Genomic DNA, 16762 nt, shown 5'->3' on the forward strand with positions numbered 1-16762 from the left:
CGAGCACGTCCATGAACATCCACGCCGGCACCACGCCGCCACACGGCCGCATCGACCGCCGCCAGACCGCGCGGCAGTTGCTGCAGACCGAGCTGGAGAAACTGCCCGACGCCGAGCGCGAGGTGGTGGAGCGTTTCATCGCCAAGCGCCACGTGGCGCGCGACATCGTCAAGCAGGCCGATCGCGACCGTTCGCTGGGCGAGCGCATCGCCGACCGCGTGGCCGAAGTCGGCGGCAGCTGGAGTTTCATCATCTCCTTCGGCGTGTGCCTGCTGTTGTGGATCGTGCTCAACAGCGTGGTGCTGGGCGGCGGCTTCGATCCGTATCCCTACATCCTGCTCAACCTGTGCCTGTCATGCCTGGCCGCGATCCAGGCGCCGGTGATCATGATGAGCCAGAACCGCCAGGCCGCGGTGGACCGCCTGCGCGCGCAGAACGACTACGAAGTGAACATCAAATCCGAACTGGAGATCCTGCAGGTGCATGAGACGCTCAACCAGCTGCGCGAGCAGGACTGGGCGACGCTGGTCGACCTGCAGAACCGCCAGATCGCCATGTTGCAGCAATTGCTCGAGCGCGCTGGCGGCTTGCCGCCGGACGTCTCCGTGCGCTGATTGCTGCGACGACATGACCGCGAACATCCGGGAGATTTTCCAATGAACGACACGACCGCCCCGCAGAACGCCACGCCTTTCAAGCCGAAGAAATCGGTAGCCCTGTCCGGTACCGCCGCTGGCAACACCGCGCTGTGCACGGTGGGCCGCAGCGGCAACGATCTGCACTACCGCGGCTACGACATCCTGGACCTGGCGCGCAGCAGCCAGTTCGAGGAAATCGCCTACCTGCTGGTGCACGGCAAGCTGCCCAGCAACAGCGAGTTGCGCGGCTACAAGGCCAGGCTGCGTTCGCTGCGCGGCGTGCCGGCCGCGGTCAAGGCGGCGCTGGAACAGCTGCCGCCGTCGGCGCACCCGATGGACGTGATGCGCACCGGCGTGTCGGTGCTGGGCTGCGTGCAGCCGGAGAAGGACGATCACAACCATCCCGGCGCGCGCGACATCGCCGACAAGCTGATGGCCTCGCTGGGTTCGATGCTGCTGTACTGGTACCACTACAGCCACAACGGCAAGCGCATCGAGGTGGAGACCGACGACGATTCGATCGGCGGCCATTTCCTGCACCTGCTGCACGGCTTCAAGCCGCATGAGGAATGGGTGCAGGCGATGCACACCAGCCTGATCCTGTACGCCGAGCATGAGTTCAATGCGTCCACCTTCGCCTGCCGGGTGATCGCCGGCACCGGCAGCGACATGCACAGCGCCATCGCCGGCGGCATCGGCGCGCTGCGCGGCCCCAAGCACGGCGGCGCCAACGAGGTCGCGTTCGAAGTGCAGAAGCGTTACGACACGCCCGACGAGGCGGAGGCCGATATCCGTGCGCGGGTCGAGCGCAAGGAAGTGATCATCGGCTTCGGTCACCCGGTGTATACCGTGTCCGATCCGCGCAACCAGGTGATCAAGGACGTGGCGCGCGAGCTGTCCGACGCGCAGGGCAGCCGCAAGATGTACGACATCGCCGAGCGATTGGAAGCGGTGATGTGGGAGATCAAGAAGATGTTCCCGAACCTGGATTGGTTCAGCGCGGTCAGCTACCACATGATGGGCGTGCCGACCGCGATGTTCACGCCGCTGTTCGTGATCGCGCGCACTGCCGGCTGGAGCGCGCACATCATCGAGCAGCGCATCGACGGCAAGATCATCCGCCCCAGCGCGAACTACACCGGGCCGGAGGATCGGACCTTCGTGCCGATCGACCGGCGCGGTTGATGTTTCGGGACTCGGGGCTCGGGACTCGGGACTCGGGACTTGAAAAGCGTACCGCCGACCAAGTCGGCTGAGCGCATCCGCTGTGCTGGAAACGCTTGACGCCGCTTTTCCGAGTCCCCAGTCCCCAGTCCCGAATCCTGCCAAGCATCCCCCCGCTTTATTTTCCCCAATTCGTAGCCAGCCATGAACAGCCACTACCGCACCTCCCTGCCGGGCACTTCGCTGGATTACTTCGACGCGCGCGCTGCGGTCGATGCGATTCGGCCCGGTGCCTATGCCGCGCTGCCGTACACCGCGCGGGTGTTCGCCGAGAATCTGGTGCGGCGCTGCGCTCCGTCCACGCTGGATGCCTCGCTGATGCAGCTGATCGAACGCCGCCGCGATCTGGATTTCCCGTGGTTCCCGGCGCGCGTGGTCTGTCACGATATCCTCGGCCAGACCGCGCTGGTGGATCTGGCCGGGCTGCGCGATGCGATCGCCGAGCGCGGCGGGGATCCGGCGCAGGTCAATCCGGTGGTGCCGACGCAGCTGATCGTGGACCACTCGCTGGCGGTGGAATTCGGCGGCTTCGACAAGGCCGCGTTCGCCAAGAATCGCGCGGTGGAAGACCGCCGCAACGCCGACCGCTTCCACTTCATCGACTGGACCAAGCGCGCGTTCGAGAACGTCGATGTGATTCCGCCGGGCAACGGGATCATGCACCAGATCAATCTGGAGAAGATGTCGCCGGTGGTGCAGGTGCGCGATGGCGTGGCGTTTCCGGATACCTGCGTGGGCACCGACAGCCACACCCCGCACGTGGATGCGCTGGGCGTGCTGGCGATCGGCGTCGGCGGGTTGGAAGCGGAGAGCGTGATGCTGGGGCGCGCGTCGTGGATGCGGCTGCCGGACATCGTCGGCGTGGCGCTGCGCGGGCGGCCGCAGCCGGGCATCACCGCCACCGACGTGGTGCTGGCGCTGACCGAATTCCTGCGTGCGCAGAAAGTAGTTGGCGCGTATCTGGAGTTTCATGGCGAAGGCGCAGCGGCGCTGACCCTGGGCGATCGCGCCACGATCTCCAACATGACCCCGGAGTTCGGCGCCACCGCGGCGATGTTCGCGATCGACCGGCAGACCATCGACTACCTGCGCCTGACCGGCCGCGACGACACCCAGGTCGCGCTGGTGGAAACCTATGCCAAGGCCGCGGGACTGTGGGCCGACGCCCTGGCCGCGGCGCAGTACGAACGCGTGCTGCCGTTCGACCTGTCCAGCGTGACCCGCAACATGGCCGGCCCGTCCAATCCGCACAAGCGCGTGGCGACCAGCGACCTGGCCGCGCGCGGCATCGCTGACCAGGCCAAGTTGGCATCCGGCAAGGCCGAACAGGTGCAGGGGCTGATGCCCGACGGCGCGGTGATCATCGCCGCGATCACCAGCTGCACCAACACCAGCAATCCGCGCAACGTCATCGCCGCCGGTCTGCTGGCGCGCAACGCCAATGCGCGCGGCTTGGTGCGCAAGCCATGGGTCAAGACCTCGCTGGCGCCGGGCTCCAAGGCGGTGCAGCTGTACCTGGAAGCATCCGGGCTGCTGCCGGAGTTGGAACAGTTGGGTTTCGGCATCGTCGGGTTCGCTTGCACCACCTGCAACGGCATGAGCGGCGCGTTGGATCCGGCGATTCAGCGCGAAGTGATCGAGCGCGACCTGTATGCGACCGCAGTGCTGTCGGGCAACCGCAATTTCGACGGGCGCATCCATCCCTACGCCAAGCAGGCGTTCCTGGCCTCGCCGCCGCTGGTGGTGGCGTACGCGATCGCCGGCACCATCCGTTTCGACATCGAGAAGGATGTGCTCGGCGTGGACCAGGACGGCCAGCCGGTGACGCTGAAGGACTTGTGGCCCAGCGACGCGGAGATCGATGCGATCGTCGCCGCCAGCGTCAAGCCCGAACAGTTCCGCCAGGTCTACGAGCCGATGTTCGCGCGCAGCGGACTGGCCGCCGCGCAGGTGGCGCCGCTGTACGCATGGCGCCCGCAAAGCACTTACATTCGCCGCCCGCCGTACTGGGAAGGCGCGCTGGCCGGCGAACGCACGCTGCGCGGCATGCGCGCGCTGGCCGTGCTCGGCGACAACATCACCACCGACCATCTGTCGCCGTCCAACGCGATCCTGGCCGACAGCGCCGCCGGCGAATACCTGACGCGGATGGGCGTGCCGGAGGAGGACTTCAATTCCTACGCCACCCACCGCGGCGATCACCTCACCGCGCAACGCGCCACCTTCGCCAATCCGCAACTGCTCAACGAAATGGCCGTGGTCGATGGCCAGCCGCAGCGCGGTTCGCTGACCCGGCTGGAGCCGGAAGGGCAGGTGCTGCGCATGTGGGAGGCGATCGAGACCTATATGGCGCGCAAGCAGCCGCTGCTGATCGTGGCCGGCGCCGACTATGGGCAGGGCTCCTCGCGCGACTGGGCGGCCAAGGGCGTACGCCTGGCCGGGGTCGAGGCGATCGTGGCCGAGGGCTTCGAGCGCATCCACCGCACCAACCTGGTCGGCATGGGCGCGCTGCCGCTGGAGTTCCAGCCCGGCACTACGCGCAAGACCCTGCGCATCGACGGCAGCGAGATCTTCGACGTGCTCGGCGCACGCACCCCTGGCGCGACGCTGACCCTGTCCATCGCCCGCGCCGACGGCACCCGCGTGGAGGTGCCGGTGACCTGCCGCCTGGACACTGCCGAGGAACTGGCGATCTACGAGGCCGGCGGCGTGCTGCAGCGCTTTGCGCAGGATTTCCTGGAGGCTTCCGCTGCGTGACGTGCCGCAAGTCTTCCCGGCGTGACATCGGCACCGGCTTGCAACCGCAAGCCGGGCGATGCAGACTTTGGCAATCTTTGCCATTGGGGTTCGTATGGCCACCATGAACATCTCCTTGCCCGACGAACTCAAGCAGTTCGTCGACCAACAGGTTGCCGAACATGCCTACGGCTCCAGCAGCGAATATCTGCGCGAGTTGATCCGCAAGCAGCGCGACGTGGAAAAGCTGCGCGGTGTGCTGCTGGACGGAGCGAACTCCGGGCCGGCTACGGCGATGGAACCCGACTTCTTCGACAAGATGCGCAAGCGCGCGCAGGATCGGGCTGCCGACAAGTGAAGCCAGCGCACTGGCGTCCCTTGGCGCGGCGCGATGCCGAAGAGGCCGCCGCGTGGTATGGCGAACAAGCTGGCCCGGCGCTGGAGCTGGCGTTCGCCGATGCGCTCGAATCGGCGACGAAGACGATCGCACGGCATCCAGCGATCGGCTCAAGCCGCCATGCCGCACTGTTGAAACTGCAGGACATGCGCTTCTGGCCGCTCAAAGGGTTTCCCTATCTGATCTTCTATGTCGAACGCGAGACGCATGTCGATCTCTGGCGCGTTCTGCATGCACAGCGCGATATCCCGGCATGGATGCAGGAATCGATGTGAATGTCTTCGGCGAAGCCGCACGGCAGCGTGATGCAACGCTTCGCGCAGGATTTTCTTGAGCAGGCGAAGGTGGCCTGATCGGTTCGTCCATGTCATCGACCGCGTGCCATCCTGCGCATGTCGTCCACCACTGAGGAAACGACCATGACCAACACCGGTACCGTCCGCCTGCACCGCGTCCTGCGCGCGCCGGCCGAGCGCATCTATCGCGCGTTCCTGGAACCGGCGGCGCTGGCCAAATGGCTGCCGCCGCACGGCCACACCGCCACCGTGCATGCCCTGGATGCGCGCGTGGGCGGCAGCTTCAGGATCTCCTTCAGCAATTTCGGCGCCGGCACCAGCGAATCCTTCGGCGGCACCTATCTGGAACTGGTGCCGGGCGAGTTGATCCGCCACACCGACACCTTCGACAACCCGGGCCTGCCCGGCGAGATGATGGTGACGGTCAAGCTGCGCACGGTGGCCTGCGGCACCGAGCTGGACATCGTCCAGGACGGCATCCCCGCACAGATCCCCGTGGAGTTCTGCCATCTCGGCTGGCAGGAGTCGCTGACCCTGCTGGCGCAGTTGGTCGAGGCCGAGATTCCCGCCAACCCTTGAGCTACTCGCCGCTTACGCCTCTATCGGAAAATTCCATGTCGCACGTTCCCCAACTCCGCATTCCCGCCACCTACATGCGTGGCGGCACGTCGAAAGGCGTGTTCTTCCGCCTGCAGGATCTGCCCGCTGCCGCGCAGGTGCCGGGCGCGGCGCGCGATGCGCTGCTGCTGCGGGTGATCGGCAGCCCCGATCCCTACGCCAAGCAGATCGACGGCATGGGCGGGGCCACGTCCAGCACCAGCAAGACGGTGATCGTGGCGCCGAGCGCGCGCGCCGACCACGACGTGGACTATCTGTTCGGGCAAGTGGCGATCGACCGCCCGTTCGTCGACTGGAGCGGCAACTGCGGCAACCTGTCGGCGGCGGTGGGGCCGTTCGCGATCGCCGCCGGCCTGGTCGATGCGGCGCGCATTGCGCACGACGGCATGGCCACGGTGCGGATCTGGCAGGCCAATATCGGCAAGACCATCCTCGCGCAGGTGCCGATGGCGGGTGGCGCGGTGCAGGAGAGCGGCGATTTCGAGCTGGACGGGGTGACCTTTCCCGGGGCCGAGATCCAGCTCGACTTCCTCGATCCGGCCGCCGACGAGGACGGCGCCGACGGGGCGATGTTTCCCACCGGCAACCTGGTTGATACGCTGGACGTGCCGGGTGTGGGCAGCTTCGCGGCGACGCTGATCAATGCCGGCATCCCGACCATCTTCCTCGACGCGCAGGCGCTGGGCTATCGCGGCACCGAACTGCAGGACGCGATCAACGGCGATGCGCAGGCGCTGGCCAGATTGGAGAGCATCCGCGCGTACGGCGCGCTGCGCATGGGCCTGATCGCCACGCTGGAAGACGCGGCGACGCGGCAGCACACGCCGAAGCTGGCCTTCGTCGCGCCGCCGGCCGACTACGTGGCTTCCAGCGGCAAGCCGGTCGCCGCCGCCGACATCGACCTGCTGGTGCGGGCGATGTCGATGGGCAAGCTGCACCACGCGATGATGGGCACCGCCGCGGTGGCGATCGGCACTGCCGCGGCGATTCCGGGCACGCTGGTGAACCGCGCGGCCGGCGGCGGTGCGCGCCAGGCGGTGCGCTTCGGCCATCCCTCGGGCACCTTGCGGGTCGGCGCCGAAGCGCAACAGCAGGGGGACGGCCAGTGGAGCGTCACCAAGGCGATCATGAGCCGCAGCGCGCGGGTGCTGATGGACGGCTGGGTGCGGGTGCCGGGCGACATTTGTTGAGCCGGCGGCATGGCTGCATCGCCGCAAATCCGGTCTTGTTTTTTTGTAGGAGCGGCTTCAGCCGCGACATGGTCCAACCGCAGGTCCTGTCGCGGCTGAAGCCGCTCCTACAGGGGCGGGGTGGGGGCGCAGTGGTGCCGGCTAAGCGGACATCCACAGTGCGATTTTGATGCGCCGGCCGTCTGCGCAGCGCACATGCGGGACACCTGGAGCGATGCATTGTGCGCTTGCCGCCTTGACGCGTTCAAGTGACCGGGACATGCACAGTATGTGTATTTTGTGTTAATTATGCTGCGGCGCGACATCGCTTGCCGGCGGCGCGCACCCGCTCTTGCCCATTCCACTCCGGAGTTCCCATGTCCGCCAGTTGGTCGCTGCGCACCAGCGCACTTGCCGTCGCCGTCGTTTCCGCACTTTCGTTCTCCGCCGCCGCCCAGCAGGCGGACAGCACGGACGGGGTCGCCCGCCTGGACACGGTCAAGGTCACCGCCGAACGGCGTTCGGAAGATTCCAAGGACGTACCGATCTCGGCCAGCGTGCTGCGCCCGGAATACCTGGATGCGATCGCCACCAGCGGCTCGGACGTACGCGTGCTGGCCGGCAAGGCGCCCAGCCTCAATGTCGAATCCTCCAACGGCCGCGTGTTCCCGCGCTTCTACATCCGCGGTTACGGCAACACCGACTTCAACACCTACGCTTCGCAGCCGGTGTCGCTGGTGTATGACGACGTGGTCGCCGAGAACGCGTTCCTGAAGGGCTTCCCGATCTTCGATCTTGAAGGCCTGGAAGTGCTGCGCGGCCCGCAGGGCACGCTGTTCGGCCGCAACACGCCTGCCGGCGTGGTCAAGTTCAACTCGGTCAAGCCCAGCATCGGCGCCAACGACGGCTACGCCAGCCTGTCCTACGGCAGCTACGGCACCATGACCATGGAAACCGGCCTGAGCATCGCCATGGGCGACACGTGGGCCGCGCGCGTGTCGGCGCTGGGCCAGCGCCGCGACGACTGGGTCGACAACACCGTGGACAACCGCTCGTTCGAGGGCTACACCGATTCGGCCGTGCGGGTGCAACTGCTGTTCCAGCCGGGCGAGGACTTCAGCGCGCTGTTCAACGCGCATGCGCGCCATCTGGACGGCACCGCGCGGCTGTTCCGCGCCAACATCTTCCAGCCGGGCAGCAACAAGCTGGTGGACGGCTTCGATCCGGACAAGGTCTCCATCGACGGCGCCAACACCCAGGAACTGCAGACCTACGGCGGCAGCGCCAACCTGACCTGGGACCTGGGCGACATCGTGCTGCACTCGATCACCGGCTACGAAGGCATCGGCAAGTACTACAGCCGCGGCGACATCGACGGCGGCTACGGCGCGGTGTTCGCGCCGCCGTCCGGCCCCGGGGTGATCGCGTTCCCGGTGGAAACCGCCGGCGGCATCAAGAACCTGGACCAGTACTCGCAGGAGCTGCGCGCCGAATCGCAGTACGCCGGCCCGGTGAACTGGCAGGCTGGCCTGTACTACTTCCACGATTCGGTGGAAGGCGAGAACTACACCTACAACACCTTCGGCGGCGGCACCCTGAGCAGCTATCAGCTGACCCGCCAGCGCAACACCTCGTGGGCGGCGTTCGGTTCGCTGAACTACGCCGCCACCGACCGCCTGGACCTGCGCGCCGGCATCCGCTACACCTACGACAAGAAGACCTTCGACGTGCTGGCGCTGGACCGCGTCACCCTGCTCGAGCCGTCCACCGGCAGCACCGACAATGCCAAGGTCACCGGCGACCTCAGCGCGACCTACACCATCAACGACGCCGTCAACGTCTACGCCCGCGCCGCGCGCGGTTTCCGCGGCGCCAGCTTCGGCGTGCCGTCGGCGACCGCGCCGCTGACCGTGGCCGCGCCGGAAACCGTGGACTCGTACGAGATCGGCATCAAGTCCGACCTGTTCGACAAGCGCGCGCGGATCAGCTTGGACATCTACGATTTCCGGGTGAAGAACCAGCAGTTGACCGCGGTCGGCGGCACCTCCAACGACGTGCGCCTGCTCAACGCCGACAAATCCAAGGCGCGCGGCGCCGAGTTCGACTTCGAGGCGCTGCTCACCCAGAACCTGCGCGTCACCCTCGGCGGCGCCTACAACTGGACCCGCATCGAGGATCCGACCCTGTCGGTCGGCGTGTGCCGCACCTGCACCGTGACCGATCCGCTCAACGCCGCCGGCAACGCCATCATCGACGGCAACGCTCTGCCGCAGGCGGCCAAATGGATGGGCAACGCCACGCTGCGCTACGGCATCCCGGTCGGCGACGACGCTGAGTTCTTCTTCTACACCGACTGGTCCTACCGCAGCGCGATCAACTTCTTCCTGTACGACTCGCGCGAATTCGTCGGCCAGCCGCTGCTCGAAGGCGGCGCCAAGATCGGCTACACCTGGGGCGCCGGCGCGTACGAGGTGTCGGTGTTCTGCCGCAACTGCACCAACCAGATCCGCGCCACCGGTGCGATCGACTTCAACAACCTCACCGGCTTCATCAACGATCCGCGCATCGTCGGCGCGCAGTTTCGCGCCAATTTCTGATCGACGCCTTGCACTGCGATGCACCACCGACCGCCGGCTATCATGCCGGCGGTTCTTTTTATGGGAGGCGCGCATGCGTCGTCTGAAACGGTGGGTGGCGTTGGCGCTGCTGGGCATGGCGCCGATTGCTGCAGCGGCAGCGGAGCGTGGGGTGGCCGCGGCGCCGGCGCAGCACACGCTGCTGTCCGCAGCGCCTGTGCAGAAGGTGGTGGTGTCCACCGACATCGGCGACGACATCGACGATGCGTTCGCGCTGGCGCTGCTGCTGCGCAGCCCGGAACTGGAGGTGCTCGGCATCGCCTCGGCCTGGGGCGACACCGCGCTGCGCGCGCAGTTGTTGCAGCGGCTGTTGCAGCAGGCCGGGCGCAGCGCGATTCCGCTGGCGATCGGCCACGCCACCACCAGCAGCATCCCCTTCAGCCAGGCGCGCTGGGCGGCGCAGGGCACGCTGCCGCACAAGGCGCCGGACGCGGCGGATTTCATTCTGGCGCAGGCGCGGCGCCATCCCGGGCAGGTCACCTTGCTGGTGCTCGGCCCGCTGACCGACGCGGCGCGCGCGTTGCAGCGCGACCCGCAAGGCTTCGCCCAGCTCAGGCAGGTGGTGTTGATGGGCGGCTCTGTGCGTGCCGGCTACGGCAAGTCGCGCTACCGGCCGGCGAACCCGCCGGCGCCCGAGTACAACATCGTCTCCGACATCGGCGCCGCGCAGCGCGTGTTCGGCGCCGGCGTGCCGATCGTGATGCTGCCGCTGGACGCGACCCAGGTAACCCTGGAGGAACCGGAGCGGGTGGCGCTGTTCGCACATGGCGATCCGCTGACCGATGCGCTGACCCAGCTCTACTACCAGTGGCGCGACACCGACCAGCCCTGGGCCAGCGCCACCCCGACCCTGTTCGACGTGGTGCCGGTGGCGCAGCTGCTGGATCCGGGCCTGTGCCCGACCGTGCCAGTGCGCATCGCGGTCGACGACCAGGGGTACACGCGGGAAGTGCCGTCTGGCGGCGTTGCCGGTGACCCCGCTGCAGACGGCCACGCCGCGGGGGGCGGCGCCAACGTCCAGGTCTGCTTGGCGCTGGACCGGCCGCGGCTGATCGCGCTGTACATGCGGCGCTTGTTGCATTGAGGCGACGGCGAGTCCGCCGCTTCGCTCGTCGCGGCTGAAGCCGCCTACAGGGACTTGCGGCCATCCAGCCGTGGGCACTGTAGGAGGGACTTCAGTCCCGACCGATTACCGAAACCGTCGCGATTCCAGGCTTCGCGCGTCGCGGCTGAAGCCGCTCCTACAGGGACTTACGGCCATCCAGCCGGGTGCACTGTAGGAGGGACTTCAGTCCCGACCGATCACCGAACCGTCGCGGTTCCAGGCTTCGCTCGTCGCGGCTGAAGCCGCTCCTACAGGGACCCGCGGCCATCCAGCCGGGTGCACTGTAGGAGGGACTTCAGTCCCGACCGATTACCGAAACCGTCGCGATTCCAGGCTCCGTGCGTCGCGGCTGAAGTTGCTCCTACAGGGACCCGCGGCCATCCAGCCGGGTGCACTGTGGGAGGGACTTCAGTCCCGACTGCATCCAGCCTGGCTGCACCCCGTTGCCTCTTCGGCGGCTTCCACGGCGATGTTCGGCGACGACGATCGCAGGTCAGCCGGGGTGGGGGCGAGCGGTGTGCGCCGCCATACGCCCGCAACCGGCGCGCAGACATCGGCGCCTGCACGGTCCGGCGCGCCCGCCCGCCGCCGTCCCCGGCCGCCCTGCCAGGCGCCGGCAAACGCCGGGTGCGCACTCTCGATTCCGCGCCTGCGGCGGTCGCCTCCGCGTTCTATACTCGCGCTACATTCACGGAGCGAACGTATGCACACGGATTCGAAGCGGCAGTGGCGCCTCGTGCGCGCGGGGCTGTTGAGCACCTTCCTGCTGCTGGGCCTGGCGCTGGCGCTGGGCGGCTGCAAGCGTAACGAATCCGGGCAGTTGCCCGATGCCAGCGGCGAGCCGGTGAAGGGCCAGAAGGAAGCGATGAAGGGCTTCGGCCTGGTCCGCGCCTATCCCGACCAGAAGCGCGACGGGCTGTCGCTGGCGCTGGAGTTCTCGCGGCCGCTGGTCGGCACCCAGGATTTCGACAAGCTGCTGCGCTTCGAACAGAAAGTCGGCACCGACGAGAGCGCCTGGTCGCTGTCCGACGACGGCAAGACCCTGCGCTATCCGTACGTTGAGGCAGCCAAGGACTACACCGTGCTGATCTCCGCCGACCTGCTCGCCGCCGACGGCAGCCGCCTGGGCAAGCCACTCAAGCAGAAGGTCTACACCGGCGAACTGGAGCCGGCGGTCGGCTTCGCCTCGCAGGGCAGCGTGCTGCCGGCGCGCGAGAGCCGCGGCCTGCCGGTGGTGTCGCTCAACGTGCCGGAAGTGGACGTGGAGTTCATGCGGGTCGAGGAAGGCGCGCTGCCGGCGTTCTTCGCCCAGTACCAGCGCGGCGGCCGCCGCGGCAGCTGGGAGATGGACAGCGACTACAGCGACCACACCCCGATTTCGCAGCTGGCCGAGTCGGTTTACGTCAACCGCTTCGTGCTCGGCGGCGACAAGAACGAGCGCGCGCTGACCTATCTGCCGATCCAGGACATCAAGGAGCTGCAGGCGCCGGGCCTGTACTTCGCGGTGATGAAGCGCCCGGGCCGGTTCGAGAACGAATACGACACCGCGTTCTTCACCGTCAGCGACATCGGCCTGCACGCGCGCGCTTACAAGGACAAGCTGTTCGTGCACACCGCCTCGCTGCAGAGCGGGGAGCCGTTGAAGAAAGTGGAACTGCGCGTCCTCGACGCCCAGGGTGAGCTGTTCCTGAAAGGCGAGACCGACGCCAACGGCAACGCGCTGCTGAACTACACGCTCGACGCCGGCCAGGTGCTGGTGGCGCGCAGCGGCACCGACCTGTCGATGCTGCCGTTCAACCAGCCGGCGCTGGACCTGAGCGAGTTCGCGGTGGCCGGGCGCGAGAACGCCTGGTTCGACGTGTTCGCCTGGTCCGGCCGCGACCTGTACCGCCCCGGCGAGACGGTGCGCGTGTCGGCGCTGCTGCGCGACAACGACGGCAAGCCGGTGGCGACCAGCGGCAAGGGCGCGCAGCCGGTGTTCCTGAGGCTGAAGCAGCCCGACGGCAAGATCTTCCGCGAGACCCGCCTGCAGCCGGGCGAGCAGGGCTATTTCAGCTTCGAACAGCTGATTCCCGCCGATGCGCCGACCGGGCGCTGGCAGGTGGAGTTCCGCACCGACCCGTCCAGCAAGGAAGCGGTGCAGGGCATGACCCTGCGCATCGAGGAGTTCCTGCCCGAGCGCATGAAGCTGGACCTGGACAGCGCGCAGAAGACGCTCAAGCCGGGCGAGCCGTTCAAGCTGCAGGCCACCGCCGCCTATCTGTACGGCGCGCCGGCCGACGGCAACCGCTTCACCGCCAAGCTGGCGGTGGCGGTCGAGCAGCATCCGGTCGAGGCGCTGCCCGGCTATTTCTTCGGCGACCCGACGCTGCAGCTGCCGCGCGAAGCCAAGGACGTGATCGATACCGCGTTCGGCGCCGACGGCAAGCTCGCCGAGGACCTGGCGTTGCCGGACGAAGCCAAGCCGACCAGCACCATCGCCGCGCTGGTCTCGGCCAGCGTGTACGAGACCGGCGGCCGCACCGTCACCCGCACGCTCAAGCGCGTGCTGTGGCCGGCGCCGGCGCTGGTCGGGGTACGCCCGCTGTTCGACGACAAGGACGGCGCGGATTCCAACGCCAACGCGCGCTTCGAGCTGATGCGGGTGGATGCGCAGGGCAAGCCGCAGCCGGCCAAGGGGTTGAAGGTGACCCTGGTGCGCGAGCTGCGCGACTACCACTGGGCGTTCACAGACAACCGCTGGGACTACGACTTCACCCGCCGCTTCGAGAACAAGCAGAGCATCACCGTCGATGCCGGCAGCGGCGCGGCCAAGTTCGATTTCCCGGTGGAGTGGGGCGAGTACCGCGTGGACGTGTTCGATCCGTCCACCGGCCTGACCACGCGCTATCCGTTCCGCGCCGGCTGGAGCTGGAACGACGAGAACCGCGGCCTGGACGCGCGCCCGGACAAGGTCAAGCTGGCGCTGGACAAGACCGGCTACAAGGCGGGCGACACGCTCAAGGTCACCCTGACCCCGCCGCACGCCGGACCCGGCGTGCTGATGGTCGAGAGCGACAGGATGCTGTACGTGCAGGACATCGACGTGAAGCCGGGCAGCAGCTTCGAAATCCCGGTGACCAAGGACTGGGAGCGCCACGACGTCTACGTCACCGCGCTGGTGTTCCGCGGCGGTTCGGCGCCGAGCAAGATCACCCCGGCGCGCGCGGTCGGCGTGGCCTTCGTGCCGATGGAACGCAAGAGCCGGCGCGTGGCGGTGGGCCTGGTCGCGCCCAAGCAGATGCGCCCGGAGCAGCCGCTGCCGGTGACGGTCAGCGTGCCGGAACTGGCCGGCAAGCAGGCGCACGTGACCATCTCCGCGGTGGACGTGGGCATCCTCAACATCACCCGCTTCCCGGTGCCCGACGCCAACGCGCAGTTCTTCGCGCAGCGGCGCCTGGGCGTGGACGCCTACGACATCTACGGCCGTGTGATCGAGAGCTTCGAGGGCGGCACCGGCAAGCTGCGCTTCGGCGGCGACATGGCCTTGGCGGCGTTGCCGCAGGCCAAGCGCCCGACCGCGCGGGTGCAGACCGTGGACCTGTTCTCCGGCTCGGTGAAGCTCGACGCCAAGGGCAATGCGCGGGTGCAACTGCCGGTGCCGGACTTCAACGGCACGCTGCGGGTCTCGGCACTGGTGTATGCGGACGAGCGCTACGGCAATCGCGACGTGGAGACGCTGGTGCGCGCGCCGATCGTGGCCGAGGCCAGCATGCCGCGGGTGCTGGCGCCGGGCGACCGCAGCACGGTCACCCTGGACGTGCAGAACTTCACCGGGCAGGCGGGCGAGTTCAAGGTGCGGGTGGACGGCGAAGGCCCGCTGGCGATCGCCGAGAGTGCGCGCAGCGCCAAGCTCGGCAAGGACGGCAAGGCCACGCTCAGTTTCCCGCTGGTGGCGCAGGAGGGCTACACCGTGGCCAAGGTGCGGGTGCGGGTGGACGGCAACGGCTTCAGCGTGGACCGCCGCTACGATCTGCCGGTACGCGCGGCGTGGCCGTCGGTGCTGCGCGCGCAGACCCGCGTGCTGGACACGTCCGCTACCGGCGGGTTGGCGCCGGTGACGCTGGGCATGGCCGATGCCGAAGGCCTGATGGCCGGCTCGGTCAACGCGCGCATGCTGGTCAGCGCGCTGCCGCCGGTCCCGTTCGCCAGCGCGCTGCAGGGCGCGCTGGACTACCCGTACGGCTGCGCCGAGCAGACCACCAGCAAGGGCTACGCCGCGTTGCTGCTCGACGACGCCACCGCCAGGCTGCTCGGCGCCAAGGGCCTGGATGCGGCCAGCCGCCGCGCGCGCATGGAAGGCGCGTTCGGCCGGCTGGCCTCGATGCAGATCTCCAGCGGCCACTTCTCGATGTGGGGCGACGACGGCTACGTCAATCCGGGCCTGACCCCGTACATCGCCGAGTTCCTGCTCGACGCCAAGGACGCCGGCTTCGCGGTGCCCGACAACGTGCTGCAGAAGGCGCTCAACCGGCTCAGCGAGGACCTGCTGTCCGGCGGCAACAACTTCTACGGCCAGGACCGCCGCGAGAACCTGAAGTTCGCCAACCAGGCGTGGTCGGGCTATGTGCTGGCGCGGGTCAACCGCGCCCCGCTGGGCACGTTGCGCGCGCTGTACGACAACGACCGCGGCAAGGCGCTGACCGGCCTGTCGCTGGTGCACCTGGGCGTGGCGCTGTCGCTGCAGGGCGACAAGAAGCGCGGCGAAGCGGCGATCGCGGCCGGCTTCGCCAAGGACAGCGCCGACCGTCCGCAGTATTTCGGCGACTACGGCAGCGTGATCCGCGACGACGCGCTGATGATCGCGCTGCTGCACGAGCGCGGCCTGGCCAAGCCCGAGTACGACGCGCGCGCGGTGGCGCTGGGCCGCGAAATCGACGCGCGCCGCCGCGGCGGCTGGCTGTGGCTGAGCACCCAGGAGCAGGTGGCGCTGGCGCGGATGGGCAAGGCGCTGCTGGCCAACCAGAGCAAGCTGGTGTCCGGCCAGCTGGCGATCGGCGACGGCAACGAGGCGATCCCCGCGGCCAAGGCGTTCGGCCGCCAGTTCGGCGAGGCCGAGCTGGCGCGCGGGGTCAGCTTCGTGCCGCAGGGCGAGGCGCCGCTGTACGCCAGCCTGGAAATCGCCGGCATCCCGCGCAAGGCGCCGGAGGTGGACGAGAGCACGTTGAAGGTGGAACGCGAGTGGTACAGCACCGACGGCGAGCAGTGGACGCCGCGGCCGCTGAAGGAAGGCGAGGCGCTGATCGTGCGCGTCACCATCACCTCCAACGTGGGCATGCCCGACGCGCTGCTGACCGACCTGCTGCCGGCCGGCCTGGAGATCGAGAACTTCAACCTGGGCGATGCCAAGCAGTGGGCCGACGTGGTGGTGGACGGTATCGAGATCAGCGACCGTTCCAACGCCGCCGACGTCAAGCACGAGGAGTTCCGCGACGACCGCTACGTGGCCGCGCTGAGCCTGGCGCAGGGCGGCAAGGCGCAGGTGTTCTACCTGGTGCGTGCGGTGACGCCGGGTACCTACACGGTGCCGCCGCCGCTGGTCGAGGACATGTACCGTCCCGACCTGCGCGGGGTGGGACGCAGCACCCCGGGCACGATCAGCGTCGTGCAGCCTTAAGGCGTGGCATCGCTTCCCGAGCAGGCCCAACCGGTCGGCCTGCTCGCGGAGTGAGGACAGGCCGTAGCGGATCCGGCCGCAAGCAATGCATGGAACGATAGGGCCCTGGCGGCCCTATCGTCTGTTTTGGGCGGAAGCACGGTCCGCCGCACCCGTTCGATGGCCAGACAGCGGCCGTCTCGCTGCGGCGCCGGCCATCGCCGCGCCTGGGCAGCGCAGCGGCGCATCGCCCTCTCGCCCGCGCTGCTGCAAACGCGGCGGTAGTCAATGCCGGACTTGGAGCGAAC

10 protein-coding genes are annotated in these 16762 nt (G+C 68.3%); all 10 read left to right on the forward strand.

The window, feature by feature from the left end:
- Positions 1–11 precede the first annotated feature (11 nt).
- The 10 genes from KHF85_RS05150 to KHF85_RS05195 all read left to right on the forward strand — a co-directional run bounded on the left by KHF85_RS05150 (position 12) and on the right by KHF85_RS05195 (position 16475).
- A complete protein-coding gene (locus tag KHF85_RS05150; RefSeq protein WP_064537980.1) occupies positions 12–614 on the forward strand; it encodes a DUF1003 domain-containing protein in 603 nt (200 codons plus the stop codon).
- A gap of 42 nt (positions 615–656) precedes the next feature.
- The gene (gene prpC / locus KHF85_RS05155; protein ID WP_284568752.1) at positions 657–1823 is read left to right on the forward strand and encodes a bifunctional 2-methylcitrate synthase/citrate synthase; all 1167 of its coding nucleotides are present in this window, start codon (positions 657–659) and stop codon (positions 1821–1823) included.
- A 183-nt stretch (positions 1824–2006) separates the two neighbouring features.
- The gene (acnD, locus tag KHF85_RS05160; protein WP_284568753.1) at positions 2007–4619 is read left to right on the forward strand and encodes a Fe/S-dependent 2-methylisocitrate dehydratase AcnD; all 2613 of its coding nucleotides are present in this window, start codon (positions 2007–2009) and stop codon (positions 4617–4619) included.
- A 94-nt stretch (positions 4620–4713) separates the two neighbouring features.
- Positions 4714–4956 (forward strand): type II toxin-antitoxin system ParD family antitoxin, encoded by a 243-nt coding sequence (locus KHF85_RS05165; protein ID WP_284568754.1) that lies wholly within the window; start codon positions 4714–4716, stop codon positions 4954–4956.
- Positions 4953–5270: a type II toxin-antitoxin system RelE/ParE family toxin gene (locus KHF85_RS05170; RefSeq protein WP_284568755.1), complete on the forward strand. Its 318-nt coding sequence runs from the start codon at positions 4953–4955 to the stop codon at positions 5268–5270. Before KHF85_RS05165 ends, KHF85_RS05170 begins: the two co-directional genes overlap by 4 nt.
- A gap of 117 nt (positions 5271–5387) precedes the next feature.
- Complete coding sequence (locus tag KHF85_RS05175; protein WP_409976659.1) at positions 5388–5870, forward strand: SRPBCC family protein; 483 nt, start codon at positions 5388–5390, stop codon at positions 5868–5870.
- 35 nt (positions 5871–5905) lie between these two features.
- On the forward strand, positions 5906–7099 hold the full coding sequence (prpF, locus tag KHF85_RS05180) for a 2-methylaconitate cis-trans isomerase PrpF (protein ID WP_284568757.1): 1194 nt from the start codon (positions 5906–5908) through the stop codon (positions 7097–7099).
- A 356-nt stretch (positions 7100–7455) separates the two neighbouring features.
- Positions 7456–9675 (forward strand): TonB-dependent receptor, encoded by a 2220-nt coding sequence (locus KHF85_RS05185; RefSeq protein WP_284568758.1) that lies wholly within the window; start codon positions 7456–7458, stop codon positions 9673–9675.
- A gap of 73 nt (positions 9676–9748) precedes the next feature.
- Entirely contained in the window at positions 9749–10798 is a 1050-nt protein-coding gene (locus KHF85_RS05190; RefSeq protein ID WP_284568759.1) for a nucleoside hydrolase, read from the forward strand.
- Positions 10799–11522: 724 nt separating this feature from the next.
- Complete coding sequence (locus KHF85_RS05195; RefSeq protein WP_284568760.1) at positions 11523–16475, forward strand: alpha-2-macroglobulin family protein; 4953 nt, start codon at positions 11523–11525, stop codon at positions 16473–16475.
- Positions 16476–16762: the final 287 nt, after the last annotated feature.

It is taken from the genome of Xanthomonas graminis pv. graminis (assembly GCF_030168915.1).
GTDB lineage: Bacteria > Pseudomonadota > Gammaproteobacteria > Xanthomonadales > Xanthomonadaceae > Xanthomonas_A > Xanthomonas_A translucens.

Bases quoted from the DNA above. Each gene is read 5' to 3' on its own strand.
- prpC (WP_284568752.1), top strand. From the start codon at position 657: ATGAACGACACGACCGCCCCGCAGAACGCCACGCCTTTCAAGCCGAAG.
- KHF85_RS05195 (WP_284568760.1), top strand. From the start codon at position 11,523: ATGCACACGGATTCGAAGCGGCAGTGGCGCCTCGTGCGCGCGGGGCTG.
- KHF85_RS05165 (WP_284568754.1), top strand. From the start codon at position 4,714: ATGGCCACCATGAACATCTCCTTGCCCGACGAACTCAAGCAGTTCGTC.
- KHF85_RS05175 (WP_409976659.1), top strand. From the start codon at position 5,388: ATGTCGTCCACCACTGAGGAAACGACCATGACCAACACCGGTACCGTC.
- KHF85_RS05185 (WP_284568758.1), top strand. From the start codon at position 7,456: ATGTCCGCCAGTTGGTCGCTGCGCACCAGCGCACTTGCCGTCGCCGTC.
- acnD (WP_284568753.1), top strand. From the start codon at position 2,007: ATGAACAGCCACTACCGCACCTCCCTGCCGGGCACTTCGCTGGATTAC.
- KHF85_RS05150 (WP_064537980.1), top strand. From the start codon at position 12: ATGAACATCCACGCCGGCACCACGCCGCCACACGGCCGCATCGACCGC.
- prpF (WP_284568757.1), top strand. From the start codon at position 5,906: ATGTCGCACGTTCCCCAACTCCGCATTCCCGCCACCTACATGCGTGGC.
- KHF85_RS05190 (WP_284568759.1), top strand. From the start codon at position 9,749: ATGCGTCGTCTGAAACGGTGGGTGGCGTTGGCGCTGCTGGGCATGGCG.